This window comes from Larkinella soli (genome assembly GCF_003703975.1).
Classification (GTDB): domain Bacteria; phylum Bacteroidota; class Bacteroidia; order Cytophagales; family Spirosomataceae; genus Larkinella; species Larkinella soli.
The window spans coordinates 195,427-211,786 of record NZ_QTJY01000004.1 but is presented as its reverse complement, the minus strand read 5'-3'; the positions used below and the strand labels follow the sequence as shown (position 1 = coordinate 211,786).

The window sequence follows — 16,360 nt, the reverse complement described above, 5'->3', positions numbered from 1 at the left end:
AAACGGTCTGAAAAAAAGGAGGGATAGAACGAATCCTATCCCTGTTCATGCAAATATAAACGGAATCCCGGTTTAATTTAGTACTCGCTCTCAGAAGGTTGAATAACCGTTAAGACCCGGCCGGCGGTCCGGCAGGCGATAGGGGTCCGGCAAGTAGCCGTACGGGTCCAGACAGCCTTTCAGACCGGCCGGGTCGGGACTTAAATACCGGGCATTTTCCGGATGATAGTAGCGGCTGCCGTCGTAATCCAGCCCCGTCTCCCGATCGTGGTAATGCCCCGGCAGCCTGAAAGGGATCAGGTGTTCATTCAGCCGCCGGCCGACGACCCCGTAGGCGGTCAGACCCAGTTCCCAGACCTTGCGGCCGCCGACGTCATACGCCTGCTGCGGGCAGCCCCGGTAATCGGTCAGGATGGAGTAGGCCCGCCCATCGATCAGGCCGGCCATCGGGATGCCGCTGTCCGGCTCGTACACCCAGGTGGTCGGACGGCTCCCCTGAGTCCATTCGTGAAGAAGCCGGTCGCCTTCCCACACGTACCGGACCACCCTTCCACCGCTGCTCTTAACGATCCGGCGGCCCAGCGCATCGTACCGAAAGCCGATTTCTTCCCCATCCGGCCGAATAACGGCCTTCAGGCTATCATTCTCATTCCAGACATACTGCCATTTCGCCTTTTTGTCGCGGTGAAGCCGCCCCACCTGCCGGCCGCGGGCATCGAACGTATACCGGCAGCCGCGGTTTTCGATCATCCAGCCGCCGGGGAGGTAGCGACGGTCCTTCCGGTCTTTGGTACCATACATCTGTCCGACCTCGTCGCGGAAATAATTCAGCACGGTTGAAGCCCCGGACGTCTCGCTTTCCAGCCGGCCGAAGGCGTCATACCCGAACGACGTTACCGTTTTGCCGACTTCGTCGACCACCTGACCCAGGCGGCCTCCCGGCAGCCACTGGTACTGCCGGCGGAATACCCGGCTTTTGCCCCGAAGCAGGGAATGCCGGACAACGCGCCCGAGGGCGTTGCGCTCCTGTCGTCCGATCAGGCCTCCGGGCAGTTTCCGCTCGATTTCCTGCCCGGACAAATCGTAACGAAACTCAGCTTCCCAGTAACCGGCGGTGGTCCTGAACACCTCACCCGCCCGAACCCGCTGGTACCGGATATCGGCTCCCAGCGAAGAAGCTAACCGAAGCCGGTTTCTCCGGTCGTCATATTCATGGCGGATTTCATACTCGCTGCCCTCCGTCGTCAGCGTTTCGCGCAGGATCAGACCATCCGGGCTGCGTTCGAGACGAACTACGCTGTGGACATTGGCGGCTTCAACCAGAAACCCGTCTTCGTTGTACCGGAAATTCTCCCGCATTTGGTCAGCGTACTGAATTTCGGTCACGCGGCCAAGCCGGTCAGCGACGTACGTCGCCGTTTTTCCGTCCGGGAAGCCCACCGGGCCGACCCGCCCGACCGGATCGCGTCCGTACTTGCGGATTACCGCGTCGAATCCCCTTTCTTCCGTCACCTGCCCCAAATCGTTAAGCCGGAACGCCCGGACCTCTTTCCTCGGATTGCGGATACCGGTCAGCCGCCCTTCCGTATCGTAGCGAAAATCAAGGCAGGTTCCGTTCTCGCTCCGTACAGCGGGTTTCCCGGTGGCTTCATACTCTATCCGAATGTCACGTCGGCGGCCCTGAACCCGCGTCATGCGGCCCTCCCCGTCGAAAGTCATGCGGAGGTGAGCCCCATCCGGTTCCAGGATTTCCGTCAGGCGGCCCGAGCGGTCGTAGACATAACGGGTCTGGTTGCCGGCCAGATCCGAGGAAGCCGTCAGCCGGCCGAGCCGGTCGTAAAGCCAATGGTATTCGCGGCCGCCGGGCAGGCTCAGGACCTGAATGTTGTGCTGGCGATCATACCGAAGACCATGCCGGCGACCGCGCCGGTCGGTGACGGCCACCAGACGCCCTTTTTCCCATTCGAAAAATAAGGTTTCGCCCGCAGGGCCGACCCGTTCGGTCAGCCGCCCGTATTCATCAAACTGCCGGCACCATTCGGCCCCGGAAGCCAGGCGGACGGAGCAAAGCCGGTGCGCATCGTCATACCCGAAACGAATGATCTGACCCTCGGGGTCCGTGATCTCCCAGCAGTTGCCCGATTCGTCATAGTCGTAGTTTGTCCGGTTACCGGTTTCGTCGGTTTCGGATGCCGGATTCCCGAAGGTGTCGTAGGTAAATTGCCGGAAGCTTTCGTCCGGATTGATTCGTTTCGTGACCTGCCCGTCGGCGTTGAACCGCCAGGTGATCGTCCGGCCGAGCGAATCGGTTGCCGTCGTGTGGCGGTCGCCGTAGGCCAGCTGGAAATCCGGAGAGCCGCCGGCGCTCCAGAACCGGACGCACCGGAAGCCACCGGCCTTTTCATACTGCCAGTAGCGGTTTAGTCCGTTGTAATCGGAGGAGCGGACCAGCCGGCCCTGCTCGTATTCGTAAAGCCGAAACCGCTCGGGCTGGTTACTGACGCCGGCCAGATTCCCGCCCGCATCGTAGCGGTAGCGCACCAGGGGCAGCGTGCCTCCCGAATCGTTGATTTCCAGGGTGGTCATCCGTCCGGCGGCATCGGACAATACCGTCAGAACACGGCCTGCCGAGTCGATGATCCGCTCCAGAATGCCCTCCCCCGTATAGCTGAACGAAATAGTGAAGCCCAGATGGTTTTCAATCCGGTCGAGCAGCCGGAAACCGTTGCGGACGTGGCGGCTGAAGTAGTAAAGGCAACCCTGGACATCCTGAAGAACATAGGTGTGTCCGTCGTAGCGCAGGGTCAGTTGCTGCGGGCGGGCAAAGTGGACACCGGCCGCTTTCAAATCCGGAAAGCGGGCCTTCCGTCCGTCCGGCAGGAAGACCGTCACGTTGCCCCGTCCGACGAGGAGCCGGTAGTCGTAATGATGACGCCACTGCGTACCGACCGAGCCGGGGCAGTCGTCGGCGAACGCATAGGTCCGCCCCCAGCGGATCGGTATCGGACCGGGCAGTTCGAAATCCGTTTCGTCAAGGGCCGGCCGCCCGGTGACGACATCGACGGTGCCGACCTGACGGCGTTCGGCGGCCTGTCGGGACAGATACGCCCGCAAGGCTTCTCCTTCCGGCTCGGTCCAACGGGACAGAAACCCCGGCCGCTCGGGATTTTCCCCGTTCAGAAGGGCATTCAGAACCCGGTTGGAAGTGGGCAGAATCACCTCCGGCGCACGGATTAGAGGCAACCCGCCGGGAGGGGTCGGTAGGGGGGGCCAGTGACCTGAAAAGTGGGGAAAAAGGATTCCGGGAAAAGAAAAATCCCCGGCGGGTGCGATGCCGAGGTCTGGTAAAGGATAACTAACAAACATACTGCCACGCGGAAGCGAAAACATTTATTTCCACTTTAACTCGATCAGCAAGATTTCACATTATATTTGCTTGTGCAATAACTTATGGAAGAAAATTTCTGATTCCTGTCATCCGTTTTCGGTCGGGAGGGTCTGACCGGTCGAAACAGGAACCCGGCCGTGCAGCAGAGAGACGACCAGAAAACTGATGCCGCTCAGAAAAACATGGACCGCCAGCTGGACGCTGTGCATGAAGGTTGCGGCCACGATGCTTTCGGCGGCCGGAAGGCCATATTGCTGAAGGGCATAGGCGGTAAGGAAATGGTAAGTGCCCAGACCGGCCTGCGTCGGAACGGCGATTCCTCCAAGGGCGCTGATGACCAGCACGGCGAGTGCGGCTTTCAAGGGCAGCAATCGGGTCATCGGAAGGGCGGCAAAGACCGCGTAATTGATCAGTAGATAAAGCCACCAGATCAGGGCCGTCAGCAGCCAGAACGCGCTCGGGTGTTCCAGTTTCAGGATGCTGGTCAGCCCACTGCGTAAACCGGCCTGAAATTTGATAGTATTTTGAACAAACAAATGACGCCCTGAAAATGAGCGGGTTTTCCGGAACCGTTTATAGCCGAACAGAACCAAAGCCAGAGCCGGCAATCCGATCATCGTGATTAAAAATAATGAGCGGTCGTCCGGGCGATGGAGGCCCGCTACATAATCACGAAACCGCCTGGTTTCCAGGCTAAAAAATATTCCGGTAACCATCAGCAGGGCCGCCAGTTCGCAAAGCCGCTCCGTCGCTACCGTTCCGAGGGCTTTCGCAAAGGGCACCCCACCGGCGCGCTGAAGGGTGGTGCAGCGGGTGATTTCTCCCAGACCGGGCAGAATCATACTGGCAAAACTTCCGGCCATCAGCGCGGCTCCCGTTCGCCAGACGGGCGGGCGATGGCCCAGAGGCTCCAGCATGAGCCGCCAGCGAACGGCTCTGAACACATAGGAAAGCAAGATGCAAAGCGCCATCCATCCCATACCGCTCCATTCGGCCCGGCTGAAGGCCAGCCTGATTTCCTGCAGGGAGATTCCCGTCAGGACATACCCGAGCAAACCGGCCGATAAGGCGAGGGAAAACAGGGATCGGAACGGCTTCTTCATAGGAATCTTACGGCAAAAATGAAACCATCCTGTCGCTAACTACCCGCATCATGTCCAAAAAAAGTAAAAAAACTCCTCCGCCGGCCGGAGCCCGATCCGACTCCGGCCCGGCGACGGTGGCTTTGAAGCCGGCCGGTCTTCCGGTTTCGGCGGGTCCGGTGGCTCAGGCGGAGCTGCCGCCGGGCCTCATCCGGTTCGACCGGAAAGTACGGTGGTTTCTGGGCCTGTGTGCCGCGCTGTTTTTCGTGCTGACCTTTCTGAAGATTCATTATTCCTCGATTCCGATGTGGAATCAGATCCTTCCGGACGGCTCCGACCCGAAGCGTGGTCTGGTCTCGGGAACCGCCCGGCCGATCCGCATGGACGAATGGGCGGTCATGGTCCCTTTCATGCTGTCGCAGGCGCAGCGGGACTTTCCGACGCAGAATCCGAGCATCGGCGGTGATCAGGCTCCGCTGGTGGCCAATCTGCCGGTGAAACATCCGGTCGTGGTGTTTCGGCCCGATTACTGGGGTTTTCTGCTGTTCGACGAAGCCCGGGGACTGGCCTGGTGGTGGAACTTCAAATACTTTTTCAGCCTGGCCGCCGTCACGCTGTTCTTTCTGGCCTTTACGCGAAACCGCTTCTGGCTGTCGGTTTTCGGCAGTTTCTGGGTAGTTTTTTCTTCCGGCATGGTCTGGTGGTCGATGTATCCGGTAGTGGTCGTCTCGGTCGGTTCGCTGACGCTGGCCCTGCTGCTCCAGCTCCTGTTCAGCCGCAACCGGAGGCACCTTCTGCTGCCCGGCGTCCTGCTGGCGTATTTTGCGGCTTTCTACGCCCTGCATCTTTACCCGCCCTTCCAGGTGCCGATGGCCTATGTCCTGCTCGCCCTGCTCGCCGGTTTTCTGGTCAAACACCGCCGGTCAAAGGCCCTGACGGCCTTCCTGCCCCTCAAACTGACCGCTCTGGCCCTGGCGGCCGCCGGCATCGCCATCTGCGGCTGGCTTTATTATCAGGAGGCCCGAACCACCTTTGACCTGATGGCGGGCACCGTCTACCCGGGGCGCCGGATGGAAACCGGAGGCACGGGCTTCGTCGCCAACTGGTTTTCAGAGTATTACAGCTGGCTGCTGACGGACCGTCAGATTCCGGCCGGTTGGCTCAACATCTGCGAGCTTTCCCACTCCGTCACCTTCGCGCCCGTTGTCTTTCTGAGCCTGGTGCTGATTTATACGAATACGAAAGCCGTCGACCCGGTGCTGCTGGCCCTATCCGGTATCATTCTGATTCTGCTGGCCTGGATCGAAATCGGTTTCCCCGAATGGCTGGCCAGAGGGACGCTCCTCGGCACCAGCCCAACGCGGAGAACCCAGGTTCTTTTCGGGACGGCCAACGTCTTTCTCACCGTCCTTTACCTCGATTCCATCCAGGACCGTAGCTTCCGCCTGCCGGGGCTGGTTTCCGGTTTCGGCGTCGTGTTCTGCATCGGCCTCCTGGTTTATGCCGCCGGGCTGAACCTCAGCGATTCCGGGGGCTTTTTGAAGCTGCATCAAATTCTGGTACCGACGCTTTTCTTCACGGTTCTGAGCGTACTGCTGCTGCCCTCCATTCAGTGGCCTTATAAAACTGCCCTCTTCTCGTTCGGTATGGTATTTTTTCTCCTGCCCAACCTCCGGGCCAATCCGGTTTCGGTCGGCCTATCCCCGATCACGGATCATGCCCTCTACAAAACCGTTCGGGAAATTCAGGCCGAAGACCCGGCCGCCTGCTGGGTGGTGATGGGAAGCCAGTACATCAGTTACCTGGTCGAAGCCACGGGGGTGAATCTGCTCAGCGGGGTAAAAAATCAGCCGGATTTCCGCGCGATGCGGGTGCTGGACCCGACGGCCGTACGGGACTCGGCCTACAACCGGTATGCCCACACGACCTGGAATACGTACATCGACGGCAGGGACTCCGTGGTCATCGTCAATACTTTTCAGGACGCCTATAGTGTCGGAATCGACCCCTGCTCGTCTAAACTGAAAAGCCTCGGCGTAAAGTATCTGATTTTCGACCGGCAACCCCAGGCGGTCGAGACACGGTGTCTTTCGGAAATCCGGACGCTGGGCAGTCTTCACATTTACCGACGAAACGACTGAGATGATAAACAGCCCGCGTTCCGTACTGGCCATCGTGCCGTGCTATAACGAAGAATCGACCATCGCCCAGGTGGTGTCCGAACTGTACGGGCTCCGGCGTTCCCATCGCCTGCCCATCGACGTTCTGGTAGTCAACGACTGCTCCACCGACCGCTCTCTTTCCGTCATCCGGCGGCTGGGCTGTGATTATCTGGACCTGTCGGTCAATCTCGGAATCGGGGGAGCCATGCAGTGCGGGTATCGGTTTGCCTTCCGGCGGGGGTATTCCATCGTCGTTCAGGTCGACGGCGACGGCCAGCATCCCGCATCCGAGCTGCCCAAGCTCCTTCAGCCGCTGCTGGCTGGTGAGGCCGATGTCGTGATCGGGTCACGGTTTCTGGGCCAGACCGGTTTTCGCTCGACCTACGCCCGGCGGCTCGGTATCCGGTTTTTCAGGTTCCTGAACCGATTGCTGGTCGGCCAGACGGTTCACGACAGCACGTCCGGCTTCCGGGCCTTCAACCGGCAGACGCTCGAAATCGTAAGTCGGTATTACCCCGACGAATACCCTGAGCCGGAAGCCATCGTTCAGTTCGGTATGCATGGCCTCCGGATGAAGGAGGTAGCCGTCGAGATGCGGGAGCGCCAGGGCGGTACCTCCTCCATTTCGTCCCTGAATTCCATTTACTACATGACGAAGGTGACGCTGAGTTCACTGTTTGTTTTCCTGCGTCTGAAACCGGATTGAGATGGACATCATCCCGCTTAAAATTCAGATTATGAGCCTCCTCGGCACGGTATCGTTCATGTACGTGATCGTCCGGCTGATCGCCCGCGGAAAATTGCGGGAGGAATACTCCGTCGTCTGGATTTTCTGTACGGCCGTCCTTCTGGTGTTTTCGGTCTGGCGGCAGGGCCTGCAATACATCGCGGCCCTGCTGGGCGTCTATTATGCCCCATCCCTCCTATTTCTGGTGGCGATCTTCGCCATCATCTGCTTTCTTCTCCACCTGTCCATCGTCATCTCAAGACTACAATCCCAGATCAAGGACCTGGCTCATGAAATCGCCTACTTAAAGTTCCGGTCCGGCCACGAACCGACCGCCGAAACGCCCGAAGCCCGGCCGCCGTTGCCCGGCACGGACCCGGCGGAGACAGAAACCGCCGGGACGCCACCGTCCGTTACATCCTAATCCAGCCTTCCGGAAAAAGCGAGTCCGTATTCCGGGCGAAAAGCGGCCGGCTGAACCACTTTCCCGGCCCGATAACCACTTTCTCTTCATGGCGGCTCAGCCAGGCGGCCCACCAGGCAAAGGTGCTGTTCGGGATAATGAAATGGCGGCAGCAGCTCATCAGAAAAAGGTAATGCCGGAATTTTGATCCGGCATGTCGGTGGTCGACCAGGGTCACCGGAGAGCGTAGGGCCAGATGCGTCCGGCACCAGTCCAGGTCGTCGGAGAACACGAAAAAATGGGGATTTTCCACCTTCTTCAGCAGCAGGGCCTCCGCTTTCCGGTAATAGTCGTTTCCGAACGTGCCGTGAACCGGATTGGTGACGAAGTCGGCCCGCCGGACGTTCAGACAGACCGAGTTTGTCTCCTGAATCTGCGCGAGCAGGAGCCGGGAAGCGCCGGGAAGGGGGTCCGAGAAGCGGAAATCGTCCCGAATGACGGCCCCGATGGCTTCAAAATACCGGGGCGACTGCCAGTAACCGCTGAGATAGAGCGGCCCCCGTTTTCGCAGCAGAGCGGGGTCGAAGTGAAAATGCCGCTCGGCCGTGTACCGATACGGCCCGGGCGACCGGAACCGATTGAGAATCTGCCGCCCCAACGGGGCGCACCGGCCGTATTTCAGTGAAATTTCCGGCGGTATGGCCGGTGTTTCAATGCCGAAGATATCCAGATCGAAATTCCGGTAGACGAAATGTTTGTCCAGCCGCGGCCCCCGGTCGAGCAGATAGTATATATCCAGAGCCAGTTCCGTTTGATTGAGCAGGGCCAGGTGCCGGCCGGCCGCGTACTGAAACATCTGGTTTCCCAGCCCGCCCATCAGTTCGACGATAATCATAAAGCTGCCCTTGCTGGTTCGTGGTGCTTGGTCAGCTCGAAAATCCCGCAGCCGAACCGGCACCCGAAGTTGTTTTTTACCTCCGGCGAACGTAGATCGAGGTGCCGGTGAAAGTTCTCCTGATCGTCAATTAAAGCAAATTCGTCGATCCGGTAGCGCGTCGATAGCAGGGAAACGAGATAGTCGATGCTGAAAATCCGGTGCGCGTTGTAGACGATCTGCTGCGGGCCGACCGGCACCGAGAAATAGAACTTCCCTCCCGGTTTCAGGAGGGCGTGGATATGATCGAGGGCTTTCAGATACCCGTTGGAATCCACGGGGTCCCCGTACCGCCCCAGCCCAAAATGTTCGATGGCGTGAAGGGACGAGATCGAATCGCAGGAAAGGCGCAGGTCGGCGGGCATATTCATCAGATCGACCTGCCGAAACCGGATGTTTGGAAACGACCGGGTGAGCGGCCGGATGTCCAGCACCTCAATTTCCCGGAAAGCCGCCACATGGGCCACAAACCCGTCGATTCGGGAGCCGATGTCGAGGTGCCGTTCCGGTTGGTGGTCAAAAATACGCTGCGCGACGTGCAGATCCTGCTGAAAATAATGCCGGACGAGGTAACCGCTCTCCGCAAACCGGTCGAAGAGAAAAGGGAAAAACCCGCCGATGCGGAACGGCGGGTCAGGATCGGCTCTTAGTTGCCGGCGCAGGGTAAAAAAATTCCGGGTGAAATAAGGAACGGTCCGGACGGCGTTCCAGCCCATTCCGAAGGCGATTCTGGTCAGTCGAACGATCATAGCGTGGTGAGGAAGGTGACTGGTTTAAAGCGTGAAAGCCTGCCTCAGGAAGTTCAGCGTCTGAAAGACCCGCCTTTCAGGAACGGTGTTGATCAGGCCGGTGGCGACGCCCAGGGCGGCTTTCTGATGCAGAGGTGGTCTGATCCCCGATTCTTCCAGAATGACTTTCTTGATCGCCATGTTGGTGTTCCATTTTTCGCGCAGGCCGGTAAAAACCGTGTTGGAAGTATGAACCCGGTAGGCGGTCAGACAGGCGGGAATATTGGCGAATTCCAGCCCGGAGCGCATGTGGCGGAAGAAGCTGTAGTAGTCGTTCAGGTGCGGAAACTTCAGCTCGTAAAAATCGCCGGGGACGACCCCGTTTCGGAACAGGATCGAGGGATGTCCGATGCAGCTTCGGAAATAAAACTCCCGGAAAATGGCCGCGTGATCCGTCGGATACTTCCGTACCCCGACCGTCCGGCCCTGCCCGTCGATGATTTCCAGCCAGCTTCCCACCAGAAAGACGTTGGGATTCCCTTCAAGAAACGCCACCTGCCGGGCCAGGCGGTCGGGGTGGGCCCGGTCGTCGGCATCGAGTTTGGCGACGTATGTCCCCCGGGCCTGCCGGTAGGCTTCGTTGCAGGCTTTCTCCCCGCCGAATCCCAGCGCCGTAGCGTTGACGATCAACCGAACGCGGTCGTCGCGGTCCCGGTATTGCCGGAGAATGGCGGGTGACCTATCTGTCGATCCGTCGTCGATCAGGATAAGTTCAAGGTCCGCGAATGTCTGACTGAGCACACTTCGGATGGCCTCCTCCACGAAGCGTTCCGCATTATGAACCGGCATCACCACCGAAACAGTTGGATGTACAGACATATTTCAAACTCTGATTAGGCATCCGAAATCTTATACTATTGCAGGATTAATCGAAATCCGAACGGGAATCAACGACGGGAACCAAATGAGTTCGGTTATTCTTTGTACTTTTGTAACTATGCTTTAATCCGAAACACAACTTCCGGTTTCCGATCATTTCGACTTCACTTACAGACTAATATACTTCGTTGATAATGAAGCTCAATGTGCGCTATCAGGAGCAGTTTGCCGATCGTCATAACGGCTCCGACGCTTCCCAGATTACCTCCATGCTGAAGACCATCGGGCTCGACTCGGTGGATGAACTGATCGACCAGACGGTTCCGGCGGCCATCCGGCTTCCGAAGCCGCTCGACCTGCCGGCTCCCAAATCGGAATACCAGTTTTTGAACGATTTCAAGAAGCTGGCCCGGCAGAACAAAGTCTTCCGGTCGTACATCGGCATGGGCTATTACGATACGATTACGCCCAACGTCATTCTTCGCAATATTCTCGAAAACCCGGCCTGGTATACCGCCTATACGCCCTATCAGGCCGAGATCGCTCAGGGTCGCCTGGAAGCCCTGCTGAACTTCCAGACCATGGTGATGGACCTGACCGGTATGGAGATCGCCAACGCATCGCTGCTCGACGAGGGCACCGCGGCTGCCGAAGCCATGCACATGCTGTATGCCATGCGCCCGGCCGCCCGAAAAAATGCGGCTACCCTCTTCGTTTCAAAGCACTGCCACCCCCAGACTATCGATGTCATCAAAACCCGTGCCACGCCCCTCGGCATTACCGTTCAGGTGGGTGATCACCGGCAGGTCAACGTGACGGACGAAGGGCTGTTCGGCATGCTGCTCCAGTATCCGGCCACCGACGGCGAGGTGTTCGATTACACCGACCTGATCGCAGCCGCCCACGAACACAACGTGTTCGTCGCCGTGGCCGCCGACCTGCTGAGCCTGACGATGCTGACTCCTCCGGGTGAAATGGGCGCCGACGTAGTGGTCGGTTCTTCCCAGCGTTTCGGCGTTCCCATGGGATACGGCGGACCGCATGCGGCTTTCTTCGCGACGAAAGATGCCTTTAAGCGGCAGATTCCGGGCCGGATCATCGGCGTGTCGGTGGACGCGGAAGGCAACCCGGCCCTGCGCATGGCCCTGCAAACCCGGGAGCAGCACATCCGCCGTGAAAAAGCCACCTCCAATATCTGTACGGCCCAGGTGCTGCTGGCGGTCATGGCGAGCAGTTACGCGGTCTACCACGGTCCGGAGCGGCTGCGGGCGATCGCCGAGCGCGTTCACGGCCTGACCCGCCTGCTGGCGACGGTCCTGCGCTGGAACGGCTACGAAATCCTGACCAATCATTATTTCGATACGATCACGGTTCGGGTCGACGATGTGGAGTCCCTGCGGAAATCGGCGCGGACGGCCGGCGTCAACCTCCGGTATTTTCAGAACGACGAACACGTAGGTATCTCATTCGACGAGACGAAGACGCTCGACGACGTCTCCCAGTTGCTGGACATCTTCGGCGTCAGCGCCGACCTCGACGCGGCCATCGAAACGCTGACCCTCAAATGGCCGGAGCGTCTGATCCGCAAATCGGACTATCTGACGCACCCGGTCTTCAACAAGCATCATACGGAGCATGAGATGCTGCGCTATCTGCGCTCGCTGGAAGAAAAAGATCTTTCCCTCGTTCATTCGATGATTTCGCTGGGCAGCTGCACCATGAAGCTGAACGCCACTGCCGAGATGATTCCGGTGACCTGGTCCGAGTTTGGCGGGCTGCACCCGTTTGCTCCGAAAGAACAGGCGGCCGGCTACCAGAAGATGATCGAAGAACTGAGCGCCTGGCTCTGCGAAATTACCGGCTTCGCGGCCGTTTCGCTCCAGCCCAACTCGGGTGCTCAGGGCGAATACGCCGGTCTGATGGTGATCCGGGCTTACCACGAAAGCCGGGGCGAAAGCCACCGCAACGTCGCCCTGATTCCGTCTTCAGCCCACGGCACCAACCCGGCCAGCGCCGTCATGGCCGGCATGAAGGTCGTGATCGTGCGGTGCGACGAGCGGGGTAACATCGACGTCGATGACCTGAAGGCCAAAGCCGAACAGTACGGCAAAGACCTTTCCTGTCTGATGGTGACGTATCCGTCCACGCACGGCGTCTTCGAGGAAAGCATCAAAACCATTTGTGACGTGATCCATCAGCAGGGCGGTCAGGTCTACATGGACGGAGCCAACATGAACGCACAGGTGGGGCTGACCAGCCCGGCGGCCATCGGGGCCGATGTCTGCCATCTCAACCTGCATAAAACCTTCTGCATTCCGCACGGTGGTGGCGGTCCCGGAATGGGGCCTATCGGCGTGGTCGAACATCTGGCGCCTTTCCTGCCGGGTCATGCGGTGGTGGAGACGGGAGGCCAGAAGGCCATTCATGCGGTATCGGCGGCCCCCTACGGCTCGGCCAGCATCCTGACGATCTCCTATGCCTATATTGCTATGATGGGCAGTGAGGGCCTGACGAATGCCACCAAAACCGCTATTCTGAATGCCAATTACCTGAAAGCCCGGCTGGAAGACCATTATCCGATTCTCTATACCGGAACCAACGGCCGCTGCGCGCACGAGATGATCGTCGACTGCCGCCCGTTCAAAGCGGCCGGGGTCGAGGTGGAAGACATCGCCAAGCGGCTGATGGACTACGGGTTTCACGCGCCGACGATTTCTTTCCCCGTGCCGGGCACGATGATGATCGAGCCGACCGAATCAGAATCCAAAGACGAACTCGACCGGTTCTGCGACGCGCTCATTCAGATCCGGGAAGAAATCCGGGAAGTGGAGGAAGGGAAAGCCGATAAGGCGGCCAACGTGCTGAAAAACGCTCCGCACACCACAGGGGTCGTACTTTCCGACCAGTGGGACCGGCCCTACAGTCGTGAGAAAGCCGCTTTCCCGCTGCCTTACATCCGAGCGCGCAAGTTCTGGCCGAGCGTCAGCCGGATCGACAATGCCTATGGCGACCGGAATCTGGTGTGTTCGTGTGTGCCGGTGGAAGAATACGACGAAGCCGTCCATTCGGAAGCGGACAGCCTGTAAGCAGAAAATAACCAAAACCCCGGCTCTGCCGGGGTTTTTCGTGCTAAGCGGCCGGATCGTCAAACTCAGCCAGGACGGTGGTGCCTCCTTTCGTTTTTTCGCCGATCCTGACTTTCACTTCCGCATCGAGCGGCAGGAAGACGTCGACCCGCGAGCCGAACTTGATGAAGCCCAGTTCATGGCCCTGCTGCACCTCCTGGCCCTCTTTGGCATACCAGACGATGCGCCGGGCCAGCGCCCCCGCAATCTGACGGAGCAAAACCTCGACACCGGTTTTCGTCTGAATCACGACCGAGGTCCGTTCATTTTCCGTGCTGGATTTCGGGTGCCAGGCCACTAAATATTTCCCGGGATAATATTTGACGTAACGCACGATACCACTCACCGGGTGAAAGTTGATGTGGACATTCAGGGGCGACATGAAAATCGACACCTGACGGCGCGGCCCCCTGAAGTATTCCGGCTCGTTGACCTCTTCGATGACGACGACCGTTCCGTCGCAGGGAGAAATCACCTGCCGGTCATTCAGGGAGGTCAGCCGGCGGGGTTTGCGGAAAAACTGGAGAATCAGGAGAAACAGTACCAGGCTGACGGCCAGGACAATGGTAATAGCCGTCTCGTTGCCGGTGAACAGATAAGAGATGGACAGAATGTTGATTGCCAGCAGAATCACCAGTGTCCAGAAAAGAATGGAATATCCTTCCTTGTGGATTGTCATGCAGTCGTAAGGTCAAATGACACAAAAAGACGGGGTGAAAGTACGAAACAATCGGGAATCACCCGAATCGCCTTCATACCTTCACCCTATCAAACCTCGGCAGCCGACCGGAATCCGGGAATGGAGACTCCGTCCGGTAAGACCTTGTCCCGCAAGTCCTGGGCTTAATAGCCGCCCCGGTATTTGTAGGTGCTGGCCACCTTGTCGATGGCGACGATATAAGCCGCCAGCCGCATGGACACCTTGTATTTCTTGGACGTCTCGAACACCCGGTCGAAGGCGTCCTTCATGTTGCGGTCGGACCGGCGGTTGATGCGGTCGAGCGTCCATTTGTAGCCGATCCGGTTCTGCACCCATTCGAAATACGAAACGGTTACCCCGCCGGCGTTGGCCAGAATGTCCGGCACGACCATGATGCCCTTTTCGTTGATGATGTCGTCGGCGCTGGCCGAGGTGGGGCCGTTGGCACCTTCCACGATCATGCGGGCCTGGATGGCATCGGCGTTTTCGGCCGTAATGACGTCTTCCTTGGCCGCCGGAACCAGCACGTCGACCGGTAACGCCAGCAGTTCCTCGTTGGTAATGCGCTCGGCGCCCGTAAAGCCGTCGAGTGTGCCGTTGTGGGCATTGCGGTAGGCCATAGCCGCCGTAATGTCCAGCCCTTTCTCGTTGTAATAGCCGCCGGTAATGTCGCTGATGGCGGTGACCGTGACGCCCCGCTCGTGGAGCAGTTCGGCCGCGAAAGAGCCGACGTTGCCGAAGCCCTGAATGGCGGCCGTAGCGCGGTAGGGGTTCATGCGGAGCTTATCCATCGCCGACAGGGCCGCGATGGTGACGCCCCGGCCGGTGGCCTCGGTCCGGCCCAGGGAACCGCCCAGTACCAGTGGTTTACCCGTCACGACCCCGTTGATGGTCATACCCCGGGATTTGGAATATTCATCCATCAGCCAGGCCATCTCACGGGGGCCGGTGCCCATGTCGGGAGCCGGAATATCGCGGTCGGGGCCGAAGACGTCGAGCATCGCCACGGTATAGGCCCGCATCAGGCGTTCGATTTCGCCGGCCGACATTTCCCGGGGGTTACAGGCAATACCGCCCTTGGCCCCGCCGTAGGGAATATCGACGACGGCACACTTCCAGGTCATCCAGGCAGCCAGGGCCCGCACCTCGTCGATGTTGACACCCGGGTCGAGCCGGATCCCGCCCTTGGAGGGTCCTAAAATAGTCGAGTGAATCACCCGGTGACCTTCGAAAACTTTTATTTCGCCGTTGTCCATCGTAATGGGCAAACCGACGGTAACCTGACGGGCCGGAACTTTCAGAATATGATACATCTCCTCCGTGAGTCCAAGCAGCCGCGCGGCCGCATCGAACCGCGACATCATCGATTCGAGCGGGTTTTCTTTATCTTTTATAGGAGCAGGTTCTATGTAAGCCATAAGAACTAACGTTTTAGTTGACCACCTTGATGAAGTGTCGAAACAAACTTACCAAAAAAGATAACGACACCAATAAAGAACTATTTTTTCACGATTAAATATAATTTTCTGATTCAGAATGATTTACCCCGATCGTTCATTAATACCAAACTTCATTTTAAGCTAAAAGTTGTATAGCCAAATTTTGATTGGTGTTATTGGGTATTTACCGATTCATAATTTTTGAACTTTTTTTTAAACGGCAGGTCAAATCGATTGAAAAAGAATCAATAGAGTTGTAATTTTGTTGTTTAATCGACAGGAAAGTTTTCACCCACTAAACCATCTGGTCAGTGTATGGTTCAGGAAGAAAAAAAAAGGTACTCCGAGGAGGAACTGAAGGAGTTTGAGGTTCTGATCAGTCAGAAGTTGGAAACCTCCCGTAACGAGTTGAATTACATCAAGGAGGCACTTAGCAAACGTAACGACAGCGGGACCGATAACACCTCCGGCACATCGAAACTGCTGGAAGACGGAGCCGACACGAGTGAACGTGAAAACCTGAGCCAGCTGGCTGCCCGGCAGCAGAAATTCATCCAGCAACTGGAAGCGGCTCTTGTGCGGATCAAGAACGGAACCTATGGTGTCTGTATCGATACCGGCAAGCTGATTCCGAAAGAGCGCCTGCGGGCCGTCCCGCATACGCAGCAAACCATCGAAGCGAAGCTCAAGCGGACCAGCTAAGGGCTTCTGCCGGCTTCACCGAGACTGAAATTCCGCTGCCGGCGTCGGTCATGGGAACTTCTTCGCTTCTCCGGGGCTCGTCTCCGAAATA

12 protein-coding genes are annotated in these 16,360 nt (G+C 58.4%); 5 read left to right on the top strand and 7 right to left on the bottom strand.

Annotated elements, in window-relative coordinates:
• Window positions 1–90 precede the first annotated feature (90 nt).
• Both DX909_RS12590 and DX909_RS12585 read right to left on the bottom strand, forming a co-directional pair.
• Window positions 91–3,243, bottom strand: coding sequence for a DUF6531 domain-containing protein (locus DX909_RS12590; RefSeq protein WP_164851273.1), 3,153 nt, complete (start codon window positions 3,241–3,243; stop codon window positions 91–93).
• Between the two features lie 231 nt (window positions 3,244–3,474).
• Window positions 3,475–4,491 (bottom strand): lysylphosphatidylglycerol synthase transmembrane domain-containing protein, encoded by a 1,017-nt coding sequence (locus DX909_RS12585; RefSeq protein ID WP_128545534.1) that lies wholly within the window; start codon window positions 4,489–4,491, stop codon window positions 3,475–3,477.
• Window positions 4,492–4,541: 50 nt separating this feature from the next.
• On the opposite strand from DX909_RS12585, the gene DX909_RS12580 reads away from it, so the two are divergent.
• The 3 genes from DX909_RS12580 to DX909_RS12570 are packed head-to-tail and all read left to right on the top strand — an operon-like array spanning window position 4,542 to window position 7,783.
• Window positions 4,542–6,611, top strand: a complete 2,070-nt coding sequence (locus tag DX909_RS12580) for a DUF7657 domain-containing protein (RefSeq protein ID WP_128545533.1) — start codon at window positions 4,542–4,544, stop codon at window positions 6,609–6,611.
• Window position 6,612: 1 nt separating this feature from the next.
• On the top strand, window positions 6,613–7,338 hold the full coding sequence (locus tag DX909_RS12575; protein ID WP_128545532.1) for a glycosyltransferase family 2 protein: 726 nt from the start codon (window positions 6,613–6,615) through the stop codon (window positions 7,336–7,338).
• Between the two features lies 1 nt (window position 7,339).
• Window positions 7,340–7,783, top strand: a complete 444-nt coding sequence (locus DX909_RS12570) for a DUF2304 domain-containing protein (RefSeq protein ID WP_128545531.1) — start codon at window positions 7,340–7,342, stop codon at window positions 7,781–7,783.
• Here the strand turns inward: DX909_RS12570 and DX909_RS12565 are convergent.
• From DX909_RS12565 to DX909_RS12555, 3 genes are read right to left on the bottom strand one after another with little or no spacing between them, the layout of a single operon-like run.
• Window positions 7,773–8,657: an alpha-1,2-fucosyltransferase gene (locus DX909_RS12565; RefSeq protein WP_128545530.1), complete on the bottom strand. Its 885-nt coding sequence runs from the start codon at window positions 8,655–8,657 to the stop codon at window positions 7,773–7,775. The two genes, DX909_RS12570 and DX909_RS12565, sit on opposite strands and share 11 nt — an antisense overlap.
• Window positions 8,654–9,445, bottom strand: a complete 792-nt coding sequence (locus DX909_RS12560) for a DUF268 domain-containing protein (RefSeq protein ID WP_128545529.1) — start codon at window positions 9,443–9,445, stop codon at window positions 8,654–8,656. The genes DX909_RS12565 and DX909_RS12560 overlap by 4 nt, the downstream gene beginning before the upstream one ends.
• Window positions 9,446–9,469: 24 nt before the next feature.
• Complete coding sequence (locus DX909_RS12555; RefSeq protein WP_128545528.1) at window positions 9,470–10,303, bottom strand: glycosyltransferase family 2 protein; 834 nt, start codon at window positions 10,301–10,303, stop codon at window positions 9,470–9,472.
• Window positions 10,304–10,497: 194 nt separating this feature from the next.
• On the opposite strand from DX909_RS12555, the gene gcvP reads away from it, so the two are divergent.
• Window positions 10,498–13,389, top strand: a complete 2,892-nt coding sequence (gene gcvP, locus DX909_RS12550; RefSeq protein WP_128545527.1) for an aminomethyl-transferring glycine dehydrogenase — start codon at window positions 10,498–10,500, stop codon at window positions 13,387–13,389.
• Between the two features lie 43 nt (window positions 13,390–13,432).
• Here gcvP and DX909_RS12545 read toward each other — a convergent pair whose 3' ends face one another.
• Together DX909_RS12545 and DX909_RS12540 are read right to left on the bottom strand one after the other, a co-directional pair.
• Entirely contained in the window at window positions 13,433–14,107 is a 675-nt protein-coding gene (locus DX909_RS12545; protein WP_128545526.1) for a phosphatidylserine decarboxylase family protein, read from the bottom strand.
• 164 nt (window positions 14,108–14,271) lie between these two features.
• On the bottom strand, window positions 14,272–15,546 hold the full coding sequence (locus tag DX909_RS12540) for a Glu/Leu/Phe/Val family dehydrogenase (protein ID WP_206512997.1): 1,275 nt from the start codon (window positions 15,544–15,546) through the stop codon (window positions 14,272–14,274).
• Window positions 15,547–15,882: 336 nt separating this feature from the next.
• Here DX909_RS12540 and DX909_RS12535 point away from each other — a divergent pair, with 336 nt between their 5' ends.
• Window positions 15,883–16,269, top strand: a complete 387-nt coding sequence (locus DX909_RS12535; RefSeq protein WP_128545525.1) for a TraR/DksA family transcriptional regulator — start codon at window positions 15,883–15,885, stop codon at window positions 16,267–16,269.
• The last annotated feature ends 91 nt before the right edge of the window (window positions 16,270–16,360 follow it).

Coding starts and splice junctions, on each gene's coding strand:
- DX909_RS12575 (WP_128545532.1), top strand. CDS start 6,613: ATGATAAACAGCCCGCGTTCCGTACTGGCCATCGTGCCGTGCTATAAC.
- DX909_RS12585 (WP_128545534.1), bottom strand. CDS start 4,491: ATGAAGAAGCCGTTCCGATCCCTGTTTTCCCTCGCCTTATCGGCCGGT.
- DX909_RS12555 (WP_128545528.1), bottom strand. CDS start 10,303: ATGTCTGTACATCCAACTGTTTCGGTGGTGATGCCGGTTCATAATGCG.
- DX909_RS12545 (WP_128545526.1), bottom strand. CDS start 14,107: ATGACAATCCACAAGGAAGGATATTCCATTCTTTTCTGGACACTGGTG.
- DX909_RS12570 (WP_128545531.1), top strand. CDS start 7,340: ATGGACATCATCCCGCTTAAAATTCAGATTATGAGCCTCCTCGGCACG.
- DX909_RS12560 (WP_128545529.1), bottom strand. CDS start 9,445: ATGATCGTTCGACTGACCAGAATCGCCTTCGGAATGGGCTGGAACGCC.
- DX909_RS12580 (WP_128545533.1), top strand. CDS start 4,542: ATGTCCAAAAAAAGTAAAAAAACTCCTCCGCCGGCCGGAGCCCGATCC.
- DX909_RS12540 (WP_206512997.1), bottom strand. CDS start 15,546: ATGGCTTACATAGAACCTGCTCCTATAAAAGATAAAGAAAACCCGCTC.
- DX909_RS12565 (WP_128545530.1), bottom strand. CDS start 8,657: ATGATTATCGTCGAACTGATGGGCGGGCTGGGAAACCAGATGTTTCAG.
- DX909_RS12535 (WP_128545525.1), top strand. CDS start 15,883: ATGGTTCAGGAAGAAAAAAAAAGGTACTCCGAGGAGGAACTGAAGGAG.
- gcvP (WP_128545527.1), top strand. CDS start 10,498: ATGAAGCTCAATGTGCGCTATCAGGAGCAGTTTGCCGATCGTCATAAC.